Here is a 15,495-nt window from a genome sequence, read left to right on the forward strand (position 1 = left end):
CGCTATTTCTGACTGGTGAAGTAGGGCAGCGTCAGGTCCGGGCCAACCACGTGGAAGTGCACGCGCACCCGCATGCCGATCGCCAGATCTGCGGGGGCCATGCCCACGACGTTGGTGAGCATCTGGTAGCCCTCATCCAGCGTGATGATCGCCGGCGCATAGGGCGGTTCGAACTCCGGTGTGACGGGGCGGTAAACCACTGTCCAGCTGTAGATCTCGCCGATACCGCCGCTGGTCGCCCACCGCAGTTCGGCCGAAAGGCATTGGCGGCAGTGCTCGGTCGGCGGGAAGTTGGCCAGGCCGCACCCATCGCAGCGCTGATAGCGCAGCTCCTCCGATTGACATCCCTGCCAGAACGGCACGCTGAGGTGACTGCTCGCGTGCGGCAGCGGACCGGGCTGCGGTCGCAACGATTCGGTAGTCATCGCGGCTCATCTCCGACGATCAACACCGTGGTGAACAATGCGCCCGCTCCCCCGTTGCTGCAGAACGCGATATGCGCGTCGGGTACCTGGAGCGCGCCCGCCTCACCACGCAATTGCTGGACGGCCCGGACGGCGCGCTGCATCATTTGCGGATTGGCACCGGCATGGCTGAAGGACATGGTTCCTCCATCGGTGGTGATCGGATGGCTGCCGTCAATGGCGATGTGGCCGTCCGCGACGAACGGCCCGCCCTCGCCGTCACCGCAGAAGCCGAAAGCCTCGAGCTGACGGATGATTTCGAATGAAAACGGATCGTAGAGTTCGAGCACGTCGACGTCGTCGGGCCGAATTCCGGCGTGGCGGAACGCGCATTCGGCCGCGCGGCGTCCGACGACGCCATTCACGTGATCGTCGCGGCGGCCGGCGAGGTCCCAGGCCGGTGGGTGCTGATACGACGGGCCGTGAAAGTCCGCGCCACTGCCGAGCACGTATATCGGCCGGCGCGCCGCATCGACTTTGTCGATGTTCGCCACCACCAGCGCGCAGCCGCCTTCGGAGGTGGTGGCGCAGTCGAGCAGGTGATACGGGTCGGCGATCGGCCGGGATGCGGTGATGTCGTCCGGGGTGAACGGACCGCGTTGATAGTAAACGGCTTCCGGGTTCTGTGATCCGTTGTTGCGGATGGTCGCCGCCACGATGGACAGCTGCTCGCGCGTGGTGCCGTAGACGTGCATGTGCCGTCGTGCGATGAGCGCGAACTCGGCGGTGGTGAACATTCCCCACGGCGCGACGAATTCGTTCTCTGGCCTGGTCCATGGCGCCGTGGCCTGGTGATCGCGGTATTCGCCGGCCTGGGCGGCGACCAGCACCACGACGTCGGCCATGCCATGCTCGATGGCGGTGACCGCCTCGGTGATCATGCCGACTCCGAAGGCCAGGCCCTGCCAGGCCGGGCCGATACGCAGGTCGTAGATCAATGAGGTCGAGTGTGGGCTCGCACTGATGCCGTCGACATCGTCGAGGGTCAGGCCGGCATCGTCGAGCGCGCCCAGAATCGCCTTGATTGCCAGGCCGCGTGACGTTTCGCCGTCCAGGCGCCGCCCCTGCCGGGTGTTGTGCACCCCGACGATCGCCGCGGTGCGCTTCGCGGCGCTCACCCTTGCGGCTCTTCAGTTTTCATCTGCTACTACCCCTAAATAGGTGCCCAGTACATCGCATTGCCGTCCGTCGCGGTCGACGGTGCCGATCATCGTTGTCCGCACGTCGTCGGGTTTCGTGCCGGCATCGACGACGTCGATGCGCACGTCCACGGGCCGTGCGGTTTGCGGGTCGGTGATCTCCACGACCATTGCCACCGCATGCTCTCGCTCGTCCCACTCGACGCTGGTAATCCGGTGCCGCGCAGTCAGTTCCATCACGACGGAGTCCTGGCGCACCAGGAACCGCACCGGCGCGCACAATTCGCCGGCTCGCGGTGGCACGCACAGCGTGATCGCCATGTCACAAACCCGCCGGCCGGGCACTGATTACGCCCGCCGCCCGCAACGCCGCCATATCTTCCTCGCTCTTCCCCAGTACGCCGGTCAACACCTCGCTGGTGTGCTGCCCGTACAACGGCGACATGCGGCGAATCCAGCGCCTCGGCGTCCCGACAAAGATGAAAGGCATTCCGGTACAAAGGAAGGATCCCGCGACGGGGTGGTCGACGGTTTCCCAGAATCCTCGGGCGAGCAGCTGCGGGTCATTCAGCAGCGCGGCCGCCTCCGTTACGCGCGCGGCGGGCACCTGCGCAGCGCGCAGGGTGCGGACCGCATCGGTCACCGGGCGCCGCGCGGTCCAATCCGCGATCAGCTTGTCGCTTTCGTCGGCCCGCTCACGCCAGCCGGGCTCGTCGGCGCCGAGTTCGGGCCTGCCGACAAGCGCCGCCAAGTTTTCGCGCGCGGCGTCGGTCAGCGCGGCCAGCGCGACCCATTCGTCGTCGCCCTGGCAGCGGTACAGGCCCTGCGGAGTCGCACCGGGACCCCGATTTCCCTCCCGGCGCATCTGAATTCCGTTGCGTGAGTACTCCAGCAGCATTTCGGCGGCCACGTTCAGCGCCGACTCCACCATCGTGGACTCGACGTGCATGCCGACCCCCTCCCGGTCGCGGATCACCAGCGCCGCGACGGCCGCGAACGCGGAATGTAACCCTGCGATCGGATCGCACACCCCACGCGGGATCACCGGCGGCCCGTCGGCATGTCCGGTCATCCATGCCATCCCGGTCGCCTGCTCCATCGTCTGGGCGAAGCCGACACGGTCGCGCCACGGGCCGTCGAGACCGAACGCGGGCATCCGGACCATCACGGCACGCGGATTGGCCGCGCGCACGGCATCCCAGTGCAGACCGAAGTTCTCCATCACCCGCGGAGAGAAGTTCTCGATGACCAGATCGCTTGCGGCAATGAGCTCCAGCGCGAGCGCTCGGCCGGCTTCGGTACTGAGTTCGACACTGATGCCGCGCTTGTTGTTGTTGCTGCACAGAAAGACCGGGCCCCACTCCCACCACTGATCCCAGTCGGGCGGGCGGCCCGCGGAAAATCGCATACCGTCTGGACGACGAACGCCCTCGAGCTTGATCACGTCGGCGCCCAGCGCACCGAGGAACTGGGTGGCGACCGGGCCGGCCCAAAATGCGGTGAAGTCGGCTATCCGGATGTCGGACAGCGGAAGTGCGTCGGGGTCGGCAAGTTTGGGCCGGTCGGACCGCGGTGGCCAGTGCACTGCGCCGTTGTCAGCGCCCAGCACCGGAGGCCGTCCGGGGAGCCGCGTCGTGATGGCATCGCTGCGATACGGCACCCGAGGCTGCAGCACCCCGGCCTCGGATTCGACGAACACGCCCCGTTGTACGAAGTGGTCGACCGTTGGCAGCGTGGTGGGCGCACCGATGGGCGCCACCGGAATACGGAACGCCACCGCGAGGTCGACGATCTCCTGCGTGGTCCGGGTCTGGGTCCACTGCGTGACCATGCCGAGGAATTCTTCGCGGCGCTCGACTCGACCGACGAACGATGCCAGCTCGGCGTCGTCGACCATGTCGGCGCGATCGATCATGATCAGGAAGTCCTGGAACTGCTGCGCGGTGATGGTGCAGAAGCCGACCATGCCGTCGGCCGTGGGAACGATCGACGGCAGTTCCAGACTGCGTTGGTGCAGAAGGGAATCCGGACCCAAGACACTGGCCGACATGGCGGAAAGCCCGCCCATCGCAATCGCCATCGCCTCATAGGTAGAGACGTCGATGATTTCGCCGCGGCCACCCCGGGCGGCGTGGCGGGCCGCGGCGGCGGCGACCGGGGCGGCGAACGAAGCCGCCAGCCACTCCCCGAGCCGCCCGCCGGCCTGCACCGGCTCGTCGCCCGGCCAGCCCCGGCCGGAGATGGAGCCGCACAACGCTTGCAGGATGAACTCGTTGGCGGCCACCTGGTCGTCGACGTAGGGTCCCGTCATGCCGAACGGCGTCACGGTGACGACCACCGCGGACGGACTGGTGTACGCGGTGATGTGGTCGAGCGTCCAGCCGTCGGTCAGGTCGGCCAGCACGATGTCGGCGCCGGCCAACAGCGCGCTGATCTCCGCATCGTCGCGACGGACCACCGATTTCTTGCCGGCCGCCAGGTACCCGAACAATGCCCCGGGTGGGCCTCCGGCTGAACAGCCGCGCAGCGAATCACCCTGCGGGGATTCGATCTTGACTACATCGGCACCGGCATCGGCGAACATCTTTGCGCAGTAAGACACCGCGATCCCGTTGGACAGCTCCAGCACACGCCAGTCCGCGAACGGTGCCCGGGGCGCCACGCTCAATTGCCCAGCGTGGCAGCGCGGCCGGCGATTCCGGTGACCTCGACCGGTACCTGCGCCGAGGTCTGCGCCTGCAGGGCGAACTGCGTCATCCGGGTCCACGCGTCGCGGTCACGCTGGCTGGCTTGGCGACCGACATGAGTGACCACATCGACGTCGGTGGCCTGTGCACGCAGCTGGCCGGCCCGGGCGTGCTCCTTCGGTATGTACCGGAAGGGATCGAATGAGTAAGCGGCCATGGCATTTTCGTGGGTGATCTTGTTAATGACCGCGTCGTCGAGATGGCCCATCGTCGCGATGATGTCCTCCGGCGCGAACGGCCAATTGCTGTCGGAGTGCGGGAAGTCGGATTCCCAGCACAGCATGTCCTCGTTGAACCAGTCCATGTTGTGCACGCCGACTTTGTCACTGATGAAGCAGGTGTAGAAGTGCCGCTTGAACACGTCGCTGGGTCCGTGGTAGCCGGGCGGGAATTCCGCGAGTGTCCAGCCCGAGTGACGGTTGTAGACGTGCTCGGCCCGCCACAGGAAGTACGGTATCCAGCCGACGTCGCCCTCGGTGAGGGAGAACTTCAGTTGGGGGAAGTCGGCCCAGAACTCGGCCCAGATCAGCTCGGTGAAGGTGAACATGCTCATCATCGACGACGCCGTCATCTGGACACTGGGCGGGGCGTCCGTCGACACCTGCGGGGATCGCGATGCGGACCCGACATGCGTGCACAGCACTGTTTTGTTCTCACAGACGGCCTCGAACAGCGGATACCAGTACTTGGTGTGAATGCTGGGCATTTGCAACGCCTCTGGATTCTCCGAGAACGTCACGGCGTGACATCCCTTGTCCGCCAGGCGTTTGACTTCCTTGGCCGCTTCGGCGACATCGAATAAGGGCAGGATGCCGCACGGGATGAACCGGCCCGGGTAGGCCGCACACCACTCGTCCACATGCCAGTCGTTGTAGGCCTTGATCATCACCAGGTTGACGTCGCGGTCGGGTCCCTGGTTGAGGACCTGGCCGGAGAAGCCGGTGAAGTTCGGGAAGTTCAAACCCGCTAACTGGCCGCCGGCGTTCATGTCGCGGACCCGCTCGTCGACGTTGAAGCAGCCCGGCCGCATCTCGTCGTAGCGCGAGGCGTCGATGTTGTACATCTCGCGGGGTTTGCCGGCGACGGCGTTCAGGCCCATGTTGCGCCCGCGGATCTCGCCGTAGTACCACTGCTGGACACCGTCGGGCTCAAGGACCACCCGCGGGGCCAGCTCTTTGTACTTTGCCGGAACATGCGCGTCGAACATGTCCGCCGGCTCGGCGATGTGGTCGTCCACACTGATCAGGATCAGGTCGTCTTTGTTCATGCCGCCCTCCTCGATTGCAGCGACTAGTAGACAATGATCTCAGTCACAGAGTCAACGCCATGCATTGCTGCTTCTGGGAAGTTAAAGGCCCGGTACACCGCAAATATACCGCTCGTACGTGAACAAACAACCACACCCTGGCCACCGGCATATCTAGTGACTATTAGTCCATGTTGACGGGCCGCAGGCCTGCACCTGGGATTGCGGGATCCTTCGCTGCCGATTGTCGTCGCGTGCCACCATGGATCATGGCTGGGCCCGAGTCGGATACGAATAGGGCGGTGCGGCCCACCAACGCCGATGTGGCTCGTTTGGCCAGCGTGTCGACCGCGACGGTCAGCTACGTCTTGAACAACGCCGAGGGCCGCAGAATCTCGGCGAAGACCCGGGAGGCGGTGCACCGCGCCGCGGAGCTACTGGGCTATCGGCCCAACCTCGCCGCGCGCAACCTCGCCCGGGGCAAGAGCGGCGTGGTGCTCTACGTGGTGCCGTATGTGGCGGTGGGCGACATGCCGATGCAGGCCGGCAGCCGGATGACCACCGAACTGGCGCGCCTGGGCCTGCTTCAGGTACAGATCTTCGAGACCGACGACGATCAGTATGTCGTGGATGCAATCGAGAACCTCGACCCGATCGCGGTCACCAGCCTGTTCCCGCTCAGCGCGGCCGCCGCGCGCGCGGTGAAGGCCTCCGGCATACCGAACATCGCGATCGGAACGCTGCCCGCACTCGCAGATCCACACCTCGCCGTCGGTGACATGCGGGTCGAACATCTGGTGTCACGCGGTCACCGGCAGATCGCGTTCGCCTACACCGGAATTCAGAAATGGCGGGCCCTTGGCGACTACTGGATCGAAGGCGTCTTGCGCGCGGCGCGGTCACGTGGGTTGCCACCGTTGGTCGTCGGCGAGGTGACGGTGGACAACGCCGCGGATGTGGTGAGCGACTGGGTGCACGACGGCGTGACCGCGGTGTGTGCGCAAAGCGACGAGATCGCCTGCCTCGTCCTGCACGGTATTCACGAGGCGGGGCTGCGCTGCCCGCGTGACCTCGCCGTCATCGGCGTCGACGCCAGCCCCATGGGGGTGGTGAGCAGCCCGCCGTTGACCACCGTGCAATTCGATCCGCGCGCGGTCGCCGATGTCGCGCTGGCTGCACTCCTGGAACGGTTGGGATACCCCGTGCCGCCTTCCGGTGAGCTCGATGACATCGCGCACCTGATCGTGCGCTCGTCGACGTAACCGCACTGGCATACTCCGGGTCTGAGCGCACCGCCGGATGGGAGCAATTCAATGGACATCGTCGACGCCCAGATGCACGCCAACATGCTCGGCACCGAGGTCACGCTGGCGATCATGGACGCCCTGGGCATTGCGGCCGTGCTGTTCGACGAGTTCGACGGCCCGGCCGCCGACGGGACGCTGCTACCGGGTTATCGGCTGTCCAACGGCGCCTTTCGCACCGTCGGGCCGAACGCCGAGGCGGCATCGATACGCCATCCCGAGCGTTTCGCCTTCTTGATGCGCGTCGATCCGACTGATCCCGGTATCGAATGCTGGGTTGAGACGCTGAGCGCCGCACCCGGTTGCAAAGCGCTGCGCACCCTTGTCTTCACCCCGGCCGAAGGCCGGATTTTCGAGCAGGGCGGCCACGATCGGTTACTGAAAACCGCACGGGTCCATGGCTTTCCGGTGTTCGTCACCTGTCCAGGACGGGTGCCGCACCTCGCGCAGTACGCGCAACGCTTTCCCGATGTCCAATTCGTCATCGATCATTGCGGCGCCGCGTTTGATGCGCCGCCCGGCCAAGCCAGCATCGACGACGCCGTTGCGATGGCCCGCTTTCCCAACGTCGCCTTCAAATGGGCACACGCGGCATCGTTTCTGTCGACCGAGCCCTACCCGTTCGCCGACCTCGAGCCGACGCTGCGCCGCGCCGTTGATGCCTTCGGACCCCAGCGCGTCATGTGGGCCAGCGACTACACGATGACCCGGCACCGCTCCACTTGGGCCGAGACGCTGTTCAGTATCCGCGACTCCTCGTCGCTGTCGGAGGACGATAAGACCTGGATTCTAGGCAAAACGGCCCGTGAGATTCTCAAATAGCCAGTAGCGCAAGCTAGTTCGTAGCAGTGAGGGCGATCGCGGCCAGGCCCTGACTCACCCGGTCAGGCAGCGATCCGCCGTGACGCAGCCAGTCGTCCAACGCGATGCGGACCGTGGCCATTGCCAGCGCACCGAGCAGACGCGGCCGCGGATCATCGGGAGTTGACTCGCGCATGCGCGGTGCGATCATCTCGGCGATAACCGATTCGTATCGGACGTAGATGTGTAGTGTCCACGCGTCGAGCGTTTCGGATGACCTCGTGAGCGTGGCCAATTCGCGGACCTGGTCTTCGATCTCGGTGAAGCCCAGTGCGAGGTGCCGAAAGGCTCCCACCACCGCATCGGTGGCGGAGAGCTGGGGCGGCTGAACGGCCAGCGCATTGGTGATCCGGTTCAGCCAATGCACATTCACACCCTCGGCGACCGCGTCTTCCTTGGAGTTGAAATAGCGGAAGAATGTCGCTCGGCTGATGTCGGCGGCATCGGCGATGCGGTCCACGGTTGCCCCGGCTAAGCCATGCTCGGCCACCAGCTGCGCGGCAACTGCGGCGATGCGCTCTCGGGTGGCCGCCCGCCGTCGTTCCGCGGGGGAACTGCCGCTAGACAACGCGTGAGACATAGTCTAAGTATAAGACTATGACTCAAAGTCCGGCGAAGACGCTGGCCGCGTGGCAGTTCTTCCAGGAGATGATCACCGACGTCACCAAGATCGTGACCGAGGACGCCGAATCCGAGCGCGAGCTTATCGAGGGGCTGCGAGTCATCGCCCGGGTGTCGTCGCTGTGCTCGCAAATGGCCGTCGAATCCGACACCGCGCGCCCGGCCTTCTTCGATATGTGTTCCGACAACAGGATGATCGGCGGACCCAACCCCGACGGCAACTACTACCTGGCGATGATCCGCGGCGATCGGCGCTATCGGATCACCGGCACTCGCGGCACAACGGCCTACCTCGGATTCCAGATCCTGGCGGGCACCGGCCTGACTCCGCGGCGCATGTCCAACTACGTCGGCGACACGAACCTGGACCTGAATGCCGGTGAGTTCGCACTGGTGCTCTCGGCCGACGAGACCGCCGATCTTGGCGGTGCGCAGTGGATACAGATCCCCGATGACGCATCGTCGGTGGTCGTCCGCGAGTACATCGGCGATCGCGACTCCGAAGAGCCGGCCACCATGCGGATCGAGGCGCTCGACCCCGACCCGGTGACCGCGCTGTCCGACGGCGAATTGGCCGAGCAGTTCACCGCGATGGCGTGGTCGCTGATGAAGCTCACCACGCTGCACCGCACCATCAAGCCGGAGCTACTGCAGCAGCCGAACACGCTGCTGACCGCCGAGGCCGCCGATCTGGGTGCGGCCGACACCACGCCCGACAACCTCTACATGATGGGCACCTATCGGCTCGATCCCGGCCAGGCGCTGGTGCTCGACATCGAGCCGCCCGACACCCGGTACTGGAACGTCACGCTGGAAAGCGTCTGGCACGAGTGCCTGGAGCCGCGTCGCCGGCCCAGTTCGGTGACCAATCGCGCCGTGCGACCCGACGCCGACGGGCGGGTGCGTATCGCGATCTCCGCGCAGGACTTCGGCTTTGGGCATTGGCTCGACACCGGGGGCCGCCGGCGCGGCTTCGTCGTGCTGCGCTGGCTGGATAACCCCACGCCACCCGACGTCAAGGTCTCCGTGCGCGAAGGCGGCGAGCAGGCATGACGCTGCAGGAGCGCTTCGCCCCGGAGAGCCTTATCGCGGCCGCCTGCGAACAGGCCGGCAGCGACGACTTCGGCGACACCTCTAGTGATGAGGGTTGGCGCTCCGGGCTGCAGCTGCTGGCCGACGGCCTGGTCAACGAGGCGCGGCTCTCGGCGATCGGCGTCGAGGTCGCCCACCTCGACCTCATGCGGGCTCTCAAGAACCGGCTCGGCGTGATCGCTTGGCGCAACCAGCATCCAGAGATTGCGGAAAAGCCGATCACCGCGCCGATCTTCATCGTGGGACAACCGCGCACCGGGACCACAATCCTGCATGACCTGCTGGCCCAGGATCCCGAGCTGCGCGCGCCATTGACCTGGGAGGTCGACGAGCCCTGTCCGGTCCCGCAGCCCGAGACCTATCACAGCGATCCGCGCATCGCGCAAGCGCAGGCCAGCATCGAAATGTCCGAGCAGATCGTTCCAGGCTTCCTGGCCTTTCACCCGATGGGTGCGCTACTCGCACAGGAGTGTGTCCGCATCACGGGCAGTGAGTTCACCAGCATGATCTACACCGTGCAGTATCGGTTGCCGAGTTACTATCGCTGGCTGCTGTACGAGGCGGATCACGCCGGTGCCTACCGCTATCACCGAATCTTCCTGCAGCACCTGCAGTCTGGCATTCCCGGACAGTGGCTGCTGAAGTCGCCAGCGCATCTGTGGCAGCTAGACAAGCTCCTCGCCGAATACCCCGATGCGGTGATCGTGCAGACCCACCGCGATCCACTCAACGTCATCTCGTCGATCGCCGCACTCACCCACCACTTGCGGCGGATGGGCAGCGACGAGTCGGACATTGCCGAGTGCGCGGCGCAGTCGTATGAGGAAATCACCGTCGGCCTCGACCGCGGGATGGCACTGCGCGACGGCGGCACCATTCCCGCCGGTGGCGTAATCGACGTCCAGTTCACGGATTTCATGCAGGATCCCCTGCGTACGATCGGCGACATCTATCAGAAGCTGGGCCGCGAGCTGCGGCCTGAGGCCGAACAGAAAATGCGCGACTTCTTAGCCGCCCATCCAGGTGACGGCGGCCGCGGCCGCTACACCTGGTCGGACACCGGCTTGGATGCCGGCGAAGTGCGTGAGCGGGTGCGCGCTTACCAGGAGCGCTACGGCGTTCCTACCGAACAGCTGAAGTGACTTCTGACGCCCAACGCCCGGCCAGTCGGGCGCTCGAACTCGTGGGCCCGGCCAGCCGGGCGTTCGGCGCGCTATTCGGCCGGCTCGTAGCGCAGCATCGTCACGTCGTGTTCGGGGTAGTCGAAGAACACCGGCCGTACCCGCATGCCGACGCTGAGGTCGGCCTGTTCGACATTGACCATCTCGGTGGAAAACCTTGGCCCCTCGTCCCATTCGACAATCGCGAGCAGCTGCGGAACGGCGTCCGCGAAATGCGGGCTCACGGGCCGATGCGCCACGGTGAAGGAATACAACGTCCCCATACCGGATATCTCGCGCCATTCCAGGTCGTCGGCCAGCGTGCGCGGCGCGCGTACCCGCGGATAGAAGACATACGCCTCTAGCGACGGCGAGTACTGAATGACGATGCGATGCTGGGCCAGCGCATCCCAAAACGGCGCGGTGGTAGGCGTTTTGACGGGCATCGGACGATCGAATGTCACCATGGGTCCTCAGTCTCCCTGCAGGATGAGCGTCGTTTGCTCGGAAAGGATTCCGCCGTTGCCGGACACGAAGGCGCGGTTGCAGTCGGCGACCTGAGCCGCCCCGGCGCGACCCATGATCTGGCGGGTGGCGTCGCAGACGTGGTGCATGCCGCCGGCCAATCCCGCTTGGCCGAAGCCGAGCTGACCGCCGGCGGTGTTGAGCGGGAAGTCACCCCGGAAGGTCAGGTCGTGGTTGGCGACGAACTCCATCCCGGTACCCTTCTCGCAGAAGCCCGCGTCCTCCAGCGACAGCAGCACGGTGATCGTGTAGCAGTCGTAGATCGACACCATGTCCATCTGCTCACGGGTCAGATCGGTCATGGCGAAGGCGGTGTCGGCAGCCGCCGCGATCGGCGTTGCCAGCAGGTCCTCGGCATAGGTTGGCGTCTTGAATGGCACATGTTCGCCAAATCCCTTGATCCACACCGGACGATTGCGCGAACGCTTGGCTATGTCGGCGTTGGCGACGACCACCGCGGCGCCCCCGACGCACGGCATCACGATCTCCAGCATGTGCAGCGGGTCAGCGATCACCGGGCTGGCCAGCACATCCTCGACGGTGAGCGGCTTGTCTTTCCAGATCGCGCCGTCGGTGTGGTTGGCGTTGACCCGCGTATCGACGACGAGCTTGGCCATTGCCCGCTCGTCGTAGCCGTAGATCGCCGCGTAGCGCTGGGCCACCTGGCCGTAGGGCCCGTTCTGGCCGAGATTGCCGTAGGGTATCTCGAATTCGGCTTGCGGAGAGCCGTATTGGTTGCTCGACGACCCGAAATACAACGCGTCGCCGTAGGCCTTGGGCTTCTTGCTGGACATCGGCGTGATGTACCGGGCCGGCAGTGCGCACAGCACGGCGTCACAAATGCCGAGTTCGATAGCTGCGGCCGCTCGCCACACCATCGCCGCGGCGCTGGCTCCCCCAAGATCCACGTGCTCGGCGAATCGCGCTCCCACGCCTAGGTATTCGGCAATCGTGGAGGGGACGAAGATCTCCGACTCGGCAAGATGGGAGGCAACGATCCCGTTGACGACGTCGCCCGTCAGCCCCGCATCGTCGAGTGCCGCGGCGGATAGCTCTGCCCACTGCTCGAGGGCGAAGGGCGCGGGTGAGGCCTTGTTCAGGCGCTCGGGCGGCAGCTCGACGTAGCCGACGACCGCGGCCTCTCCACGTAATCCCATGGTGTGTCCTTATTTTCGGGGTCTACTTGCGGGGCAGGCCGAGAATCATCTGCGCGATGATGTTCAGCTGAATCTCCCTCGTTCCGCCGCCGATCAGCTCGGCCGGCAAGTGCAAATAGGGCTCGACGACCGCGGGTTCAGAGTCGGCGACCATGGCCGTCTGTCCGGTCAGGCGCAGCGTGGCCTCAAATGTGCGCCGCAGCAGCACATTCATCGCCACCTTGGCGATGCTCGACGCCGGACCGGACGGCTGCCCGTCCAGCAGCCGAATGGTTTCGCGCACCCCGAGTGCCCTGATGGCGTTGGTGTAGGCGTCGAGTTCGCCCAGTGCCCGCTCAGCGTCGTCGCGTTCGGGGCCGGGTTCGGACGCCAAACAACGCAGTGCGACAGCCCGGTCGAATTTGACGTATCCGCTGATGGCGGACCGCTCTTCGGCCATGGTGGCGATCGCGAGGCTCCAGCCGTCGGTTGGGCCGCCCAGCAGCATGTCGTCGGGGATAAAGACGTCGTTGAGGAAGACCTCGTTGAAATGCGCCTGTCCGGTCGCCGTCTTGATCGGCTGGACCTCGACCCCGGGGGATCGCATGTCGAGGATGAAATAGCCGATGCCGCGGTGCTTGCTCGCCTCCGGATCGGTGCGCGCCAGCAGCGCGCCGAGGTCAGCGTACTGCGCCAATGACGTCCAGATCTTGTGGCCGTTGATCTGCCAGCCGCCGTCGACCTTGGTCGCCCGGGTGGCCAGCGACGCCAGGTCGGAACCGGCTCCGGGTTCGCTGAACAGCTGGCACCAGTGAATGTCGCCACGTTGAGTCGCCGGGATCAGGCTTTCCTGCAAGTCTTTTGGTGCGGCGGCCAGGACCGAGGGCAGGATCCATTCGGCGATGTTCAGCGACGGCCGGACCAGCCCGGGGCGCTTGGCGAACTCCTCGTCGATGATCAGCTGCTTGAGGGGACCGGCATCGACGCCCCACGGCGCCGGCCAGTGCGGCGCCATGAGACCGGCGTCGGCGATCAACGTGCGCTGCGGCCCGCTGGCCTGGTCCTCGTAGTCGCCGTGCGGTGCGGGTTTGTCGTTGCGCAACTGCAGAGCGGCGTCCAGCGTCTCGGCGACCCAGGACCGGAAGTCCGATTCCGCGTCGCCCAGATTGACCGACATATCGCGCTGCTGGGTGCAGCCCAGTTGTCCCAGCCGCCGCGCCCAGCGACTGGCCGGGCCGATCGATCCCGCCAGGCTGATGGCCCGCCGCCAGTACAGGTGCACGTCGTGTTCCCAGGTGAAACCGATGGCGCCGAGCATCGTCAGAGCGTCGAGCACCAGGTCCGGCACCGGCGAGATGGCGATGACCGCCGCCCCGGCCGCGGCGAGGCGGTGCTGGTCGGGCGGCTCGTCGGCGGCACGCACCGCATCCCAGGCCGCCGCCGTGGCCAACTCGCTGTTGACCAACAGCATCGCCGCACTGTGCTGCAGGGCCTGAAAGGTCCCGATCACCTTGCCGAACTGTTCCCGGGTGCGCAGGTGCGCGGTGACGACGTCGACGCACCACTGGGTGATACCCGCTGTCGTGCTGGCCACCAGACCCACGACCAGACCTGCCGCGCGGTCTTCGTCGATCCCGGTCAGAACGTCAGACTCGACCGCGCGAAACTGTGCGAGGCGCAGCACCCCGACATCTGTGACCAGGTCGGTGCCGTGCGCGGATTCGACTGTCGTAGTGGACTGTTCGGTGTCGACCGGCACCCAGATGACCTCGCCACCGTCGGTCCGCGCGCCGACCAGGATCACCCGCGCCGCACACACGCCCGCAGTGACCTTAGAGCCGCCCGTGATCAGCCATCCCTGATCGTCAATGCTTGCCCGGAAATCCGCGCCTTCGGGCAAGACGATCGCGGCGGGTGTGCCCGCGGCGAGCTCGCGGATCAGTGATTCGGAACTCGGCGACGGATCGGCCAGCAGCGCGACGGCTCCCGCAGTCACGGTCGGGAGCAGCGGGCCGGGCAGCAGCGCCTTGGCGGCCGACTCCAGCACACATGCGGCATCGATCAGCCGTCCGCCCTGGCCACCGAGGTCCTCGGGCAGATGCACGGCATGAAAGCCGTTGGCGACCAGCGCATCCCACCATTCAGGGAGCTTTCCGGCGGCCAGGGCGTCGAAGTTTTCTCGTGTTGCGGCGATCGGGGCGTGTCGGGCGGCGAACTGTCCGACGGCTTCGCTCAGATCCTGCTGCTCCGGCGTCAACCCGAGAGTCATGACCGGGGCCGCGCAGTGGCGAACATGGGCTTCGGCCGCACCGGCTGATATCCTTCCGTCTTACAAGACGAACCGTCTCGTCTTGTGGAAGATTACCGGGGCGGGTCTAGATATGTAAAGCGACCCGGGTCCCCGCTGCCAGCGGTAAGGACGGCAAGGGACCTGCGAGACGAGGATCACCAGATGCCAACCGATCTCACCCACGCGAGCGCACGGGCCGGCTCCCCAAGGCGCCGCAGCGAGAAGTCGCGCACGGCGATTGTTACGGCGACGCGCGAGCTGCTTCTCGAGCGCGGATTCGACGGGTTGACGATCGAGGCGGTCGCCGCGCGGGCCGGCGTGGGAAAGCAGACGATCTACCGGTGGTGGCCGAGCCGCCACACCCTCGTCGCCGACGTCATGCTCGAGGATGCCGACAAGATTCTCGCGTCGGTCGATCACACCGACGACCTGGCTGCCGACCTGATCGGGTGGGTGCGCAAGCTCACCGCGACCCTGACGACGGAGCGCGGCTCGGCGATGCTGCGGACATTGACCGTCGCCTGCATGGAGCACGAGGAGACCGCGGTCAAGTTGCGCGCCGGATTTAGTTTGCCGCTGCACGACAGCGTCCGGACCAGGCTGCTGGCCGACGGCATCGACGCGGGCACCGCCGAGTCGGCGGCCGACGCCATTGTCGGTGGCGTGGTCTATCCCATCCTCTCTGACGCGCGACAGTATTCACGTCGGCGGGCCGAATTGACCACGCAAATCATCGTCGAGTCCTTGAAGCGCAAACGCTGAACGCCCGCGTCGCTACTATGACTGTGTGTCAACGGCTTTGAGTGTGCGCCCACGGCGAACCTCATCGGCGTGTCGCCGCCCTGGGCGCACACGCAACGCCGTGCGCCCACACCAGACGTGAGCGGGGCTGAAGGGCCGGCCTGAGCGC

14 protein-coding genes are annotated in these 15,495 nt (G+C 66.0%); 5 read left to right on the plus strand and 9 right to left on the minus strand.

Annotation, left to right across the window (positions count from 1 at the left end):
• Positions 1-2: 2 nt before the first annotated feature.
• The 5 genes from ACZY0B_RS18935 to ACZY0B_RS18955 are packed head-to-tail and all read right to left on the minus strand — an operon-like array spanning position 3 to position 5,617.
• On the minus strand, positions 3-425 hold the full coding sequence (locus ACZY0B_RS18935; protein ID WP_463765744.1) for a Zn-ribbon domain-containing OB-fold protein: 423 nt from the start codon (positions 423-425) through the stop codon (positions 3-5).
• Entirely contained in the window at positions 422-1,582 is a 1,161-nt protein-coding gene (locus tag ACZY0B_RS18940; protein ID WP_463765745.1) for a thiolase family protein, read from the minus strand. Before ACZY0B_RS18940 ends, ACZY0B_RS18935 begins: the two co-directional genes overlap by 4 nt.
• A 12-nt stretch (positions 1,583-1,594) precedes the next feature.
• Complete coding sequence (locus tag ACZY0B_RS18945) at positions 1,595-1,924, minus strand: hypothetical protein (protein WP_463765746.1); 330 nt, start codon at positions 1,922-1,924, stop codon at positions 1,595-1,597.
• Between the two features lies 1 nt (position 1,925).
• Entirely contained in the window at positions 1,926-4,265 is a 2,340-nt protein-coding gene (locus ACZY0B_RS18950) for a CaiB/BaiF CoA-transferase family protein (RefSeq protein ID WP_463765801.1), read from the minus strand.
• A 2-nt stretch (positions 4,266-4,267) separates the two neighbouring features.
• Entirely contained in the window at positions 4,268-5,617 is a 1,350-nt protein-coding gene (locus ACZY0B_RS18955; protein ID WP_463765747.1) for an amidohydrolase family protein, read from the minus strand.
• Between the two features lie 248 nt (positions 5,618-5,865).
• Here ACZY0B_RS18955 and ACZY0B_RS18960 point away from each other — a divergent pair, with 248 nt between their 5' ends.
• Positions 5,866-6,858: a LacI family DNA-binding transcriptional regulator gene (locus ACZY0B_RS18960; protein ID WP_463765748.1), complete on the plus strand. Its 993-nt coding sequence runs from the start codon at positions 5,866-5,868 to the stop codon at positions 6,856-6,858.
• 51 nt (positions 6,859-6,909) lie between these two features.
• Positions 6,910-7,722, plus strand: coding sequence for an amidohydrolase family protein (locus ACZY0B_RS18965; RefSeq protein WP_463765749.1), 813 nt, complete (start codon positions 6,910-6,912; stop codon positions 7,720-7,722).
• Between the two features lie 13 nt (positions 7,723-7,735).
• Here ACZY0B_RS18965 and ACZY0B_RS18970 read toward each other — a convergent pair whose 3' ends face one another.
• On the minus strand, positions 7,736-8,341 hold the full coding sequence (locus tag ACZY0B_RS18970; protein WP_463765750.1) for a TetR family transcriptional regulator: 606 nt from the start codon (positions 8,339-8,341) through the stop codon (positions 7,736-7,738).
• Between the two features lie 17 nt (positions 8,342-8,358).
• On the opposite strand from ACZY0B_RS18970, the gene ACZY0B_RS18975 reads away from it, so the two are divergent.
• Both ACZY0B_RS18975 and ACZY0B_RS18980 read left to right on the plus strand, forming a co-directional pair.
• Positions 8,359-9,435 (plus strand): DUF1214 domain-containing protein, encoded by a 1,077-nt coding sequence (locus ACZY0B_RS18975; RefSeq protein ID WP_463765751.1) that lies wholly within the window; start codon positions 8,359-8,361, stop codon positions 9,433-9,435.
• Complete coding sequence (locus ACZY0B_RS18980) at positions 9,432-10,616, plus strand: sulfotransferase family protein (RefSeq protein WP_463765752.1); 1,185 nt, start codon at positions 9,432-9,434, stop codon at positions 10,614-10,616. The genes ACZY0B_RS18975 and ACZY0B_RS18980 overlap by 4 nt, the downstream gene beginning before the upstream one ends.
• Before the next feature lie 71 nt (positions 10,617-10,687).
• On the opposite strand, the gene ACZY0B_RS18985 is transcribed toward ACZY0B_RS18980, so the two are convergent.
• From ACZY0B_RS18985 to ACZY0B_RS18995, 3 genes are read right to left on the minus strand one after another with little or no spacing between them, the layout of a single operon-like run.
• On the minus strand, positions 10,688-11,101 hold the full coding sequence (locus ACZY0B_RS18985; protein WP_463765753.1) for a Zn-ribbon domain-containing OB-fold protein: 414 nt from the start codon (positions 11,099-11,101) through the stop codon (positions 10,688-10,690).
• Between the two features lie 6 nt (positions 11,102-11,107).
• Positions 11,108-12,316, minus strand: a complete 1,209-nt coding sequence (locus ACZY0B_RS18990) for a thiolase family protein (RefSeq protein ID WP_463765754.1) — start codon at positions 12,314-12,316, stop codon at positions 11,108-11,110.
• 22 nt (positions 12,317-12,338) lie between these two features.
• Entirely contained in the window at positions 12,339-14,564 is a 2,226-nt protein-coding gene (locus ACZY0B_RS18995) for an acyl-CoA dehydrogenase (protein WP_463765755.1), read from the minus strand.
• 183 nt (positions 14,565-14,747) lie between these two features.
• On the opposite strand from ACZY0B_RS18995, the gene ACZY0B_RS19000 reads away from it, so the two are divergent.
• Entirely contained in the window at positions 14,748-15,347 is a 600-nt protein-coding gene (locus ACZY0B_RS19000) for a TetR/AcrR family transcriptional regulator (protein WP_463765756.1), read from the plus strand.
• Positions 15,348-15,495 lie beyond the last annotated feature (148 nt).

The sequence above is a fragment of the Mycobacterium sp. IDUB_19 genome, assembly GCF_055419445.1.

Bases quoted from the DNA above. Each gene is read 5' to 3' on its own strand.
- ACZY0B_RS18935 (WP_463765744.1), bottom strand. From the start codon at position 425: ATGACTACCGAATCGTTGCGACCGCAGCCCGGTCCGCTGCCGCACGCG.
- ACZY0B_RS18945 (WP_463765746.1), bottom strand. From the start codon at position 1,924: ATGGCGATCACGCTGTGCGTGCCACCGCGAGCCGGCGAATTGTGCGCG.
- ACZY0B_RS18955 (WP_463765747.1), bottom strand. From the start codon at position 5,617: ATGAACAAAGACGACCTGATCCTGATCAGTGTGGACGACCACATCGCC.
- ACZY0B_RS18960 (WP_463765748.1), top strand. From the start codon at position 5,866: ATGGCTGGGCCCGAGTCGGATACGAATAGGGCGGTGCGGCCCACCAAC.
- ACZY0B_RS18965 (WP_463765749.1), top strand. From the start codon at position 6,910: ATGGACATCGTCGACGCCCAGATGCACGCCAACATGCTCGGCACCGAG.
- ACZY0B_RS18970 (WP_463765750.1), bottom strand. From the start codon at position 8,341: ATGTCTCACGCGTTGTCTAGCGGCAGTTCCCCCGCGGAACGACGGCGG.
- ACZY0B_RS18975 (WP_463765751.1), top strand. From the start codon at position 8,359: ATGACTCAAAGTCCGGCGAAGACGCTGGCCGCGTGGCAGTTCTTCCAG.
- ACZY0B_RS18980 (WP_463765752.1), top strand. From the start codon at position 9,432: ATGACGCTGCAGGAGCGCTTCGCCCCGGAGAGCCTTATCGCGGCCGCC.
- ACZY0B_RS18985 (WP_463765753.1), bottom strand. From the start codon at position 11,101: ATGGTGACATTCGATCGTCCGATGCCCGTCAAAACGCCTACCACCGCG.
- ACZY0B_RS18990 (WP_463765754.1), bottom strand. From the start codon at position 12,316: ATGGGATTACGTGGAGAGGCCGCGGTCGTCGGCTACGTCGAGCTGCCG.
- ACZY0B_RS18995 (WP_463765755.1), bottom strand. From the start codon at position 14,564: ATGACTCTCGGGTTGACGCCGGAGCAGCAGGATCTGAGCGAAGCCGTC.
- ACZY0B_RS19000 (WP_463765756.1), top strand. From the start codon at position 14,748: ATGCCAACCGATCTCACCCACGCGAGCGCACGGGCCGGCTCCCCAAGG.